The 2,360-nt window shown below is 42.5% G+C and carries 2 protein-coding genes and 1 pseudogene; all 3 read left to right on the forward strand.

Features of this window, described 5'->3' with window-relative positions; all coding sequences use genetic code 11:
- A partial coding sequence (locus DW47_RS0113580; RefSeq protein ID WP_029686967.1) for a T6SS immunity protein Tli4 family protein occupies positions 1–452 on the forward strand: 452 nt, incomplete at its 5' end.
- 40 nt (positions 453–492) lie between these two features.
- Positions 493–1,623: a T6SS immunity protein Tli4 family protein gene (locus tag DW47_RS0113585; RefSeq protein ID WP_029686968.1), complete on the forward strand. Its 1,131-nt coding sequence runs from the start codon at positions 493–495 to the stop codon at positions 1,621–1,623.
- Positions 1,624–1,663: 40 nt separating this feature from the next.
- A pseudogene (locus tag DW47_RS0113590) lies at positions 1,664–2,360 on the forward strand (T6SS immunity protein Tli4 family protein); the annotation flags it as partial.

Raw genomic sequence — 2,360 nt, forward strand, 5'->3', positions numbered from 1 at the left:
GCTCCTGTATCACCCATGCGTTTATTGCCAGCGACCCGACGGAAAAGGAGCGAGAAGATATCTCTGTTGGACTTGAAAGTCAGCGATTGGAACATATCAGAATCATCCTCTCCACCGACAACTTTACGCGTGAAGACGACACAGTGTTGGATAGAGCCGGTGAGATAAAAAGTAACTTATACCGCGGCAGAGTGGAGAGAAAAGGGGCCTTTATTGTAAATGGTTTACAGGCACAGGAATTACTCGCGACGGGTTTACAGGCATATCAGGATGAGCCGCGTTATAGCTTTAATATGTTTATCAATGAAATGACAGCTAGCTATAAAACCCCTAATTTCATTCTGACCTTAGAGAATGATTCTATGCCAGCGACCTCCTACAGCAAAGAGGAAATTATTACCTTTTGGGACACCCTTAGCCGTAGCGTCCGTGTCCGTCCAGGAGCTTTTTGAACAGTCGAAAAGGGTGATGGATTACTAACAAGGTATCACAATGGATAAAATAAAACGGAGAGGGATTGCTCTTGCTGTTTTTGTTGCGCTGGGATATGGGGGGTATCAATATTTTCGCCCTTATGCACCTTCTCCACAAAAACTGACATTATCACAGCAGGAAGCTATGAAAAAACTGAATTCCGAAATAAAACCTTATTGCGTCGGTCGTTATATGCTCGACCTGCCATCATCCTTTGTGGCCTATAATGACTCTGCGCCATTGGAGCAAAATCGCTGGGCGGCGGTAATTTCTAGGCCAGAAGATATGTATAAAACTTATGTAGCGACAAAGAGGATGTATCCTCCGGGATTTAAGCAGTTAATTGTATTACGTGAAAAGACTCTACAAAACAGTAAAACTATAGATGTTCAGGATATGCCCTTTTTGAAAAAGGTTTGGTTGTTGCCGGACGGCATGGATGGGATGATTTTTGAACGAAATGAAAATGGAGGCGTTTCAGACGCAATGCGTATTCTTGAGGGCTATTTGTATACCAATGGTGTAGTTATAAAGTTTCAGAAGCAGACCATTAATGATTCTAGCCCTAGATATCTTGAACAGAGAGGAGAACGACCAGCTAGAAATTATGTCCCTAATGATGTTAGCCAGATGCAGTCGCTGATGGCAAGGATAAGCGGTAGGGAGAATGACGACATTCCGACAATGCCTGGTTCTTGTATTAACCATGCGTTTATTGCCAGCGACCTGACGGAAAAGGATGAAGAAGATATTAAGATAAGATTTATCAGTAATATTTTCGATAATATACGTGTTGTGGTTTCCAATAATAACTTTACACCGGAAGAAAATACCCTATTAGACAGGATGGGAGAGATAAAGAGTAATATCTCTCGCTCACGAGGAAGAGTAGAAAGAAATGGTGCCTTTATTGTCAATGGTTTACAGGCGCAGGAATTTCTAGCAGCAGGCTTACAGGAGGATAACGATGAACCTCGATATCAATTTGAAATGTATATCAATGAGATGACGGCCAGTTACCAGAGTCCGGGTTTTATGCTGATCTTAAATAATCAACGTATGCCACCGACCTCCTATAGCAAGGAAGAAATTATCGCTTTTTGGGACACCCTTAGCCGTAGCGTCCGTGTCCGTCCCGGAGCTTTTTGAACAGTCGAAAAGGGTGATGGATTACTAACAAGGTATCACAATGGATAAAATAATACGGAGAGGGATTGCTCTTGCTGTTTTTGTTGCGCTGGGATATGGGGGGTATCAATACTTTCGCCCTTATGCACCTTCTGCACAAAAACTGACATTATCACAGCAGGAAACTATGAAAAAACTGAATTCCGAAATAAAACCCTATTGCGTCGGGCGTTATATGCTCGACCTGCCATCATCTTTTGTGGCCTATAATGACTCTGCGCCATTGGAGCAAAATCGCTGGGCGGCGGTAATTTCTAGGCCAGAGGATACATATAAAACTTATCTGGCGACAAAGAGGATGTATCCTCCGGGATTTAAGCAGTTAATTGTATTACGTGAAAAGACTCTACAAAACAGTAAAACTATAGATGTTCAGGATATGCCCTTTTTGAAAAAGGTTTGGTTGTTGCCGGACGGCATGGATGGGATGATTTTTGAACGAAATGAAAATGGAGGCGTTTCAGACGCAATGCGTATTCTTGAGGGCTATTTGTATACCAATGGTGTAGTTATAAAGTTTCAGAAGCAGACCATTAATGATTCTAGCCCTAGATATCTTGAACAGAGAGGAGAACGACCAGCTAGAAATTATGTCCCTAATGATGTCAACCAGATGCAGGAGCTGATGGCAAGGATAATCGGTAGGGAGAATGATATTATCCCGACAATACCAGGCTCCTGTATCACCCATGCGTTTA

Source organism: Tatumella saanichensis (assembly GCF_000439375.1).
Classification (GTDB): domain Bacteria; phylum Pseudomonadota; class Gammaproteobacteria; order Enterobacterales; family Enterobacteriaceae; genus Tatumella; species Tatumella saanichensis.

What these genes read in the sequence shown, in the direction of transcription:
- DW47_RS0113585 (WP_029686968.1), top strand. Translation starts at nt 493, where the DNA reads ATGGATAAAATAAAACGGAGAGGGATTGCTCTTGCTGTTTTTGTTGCG.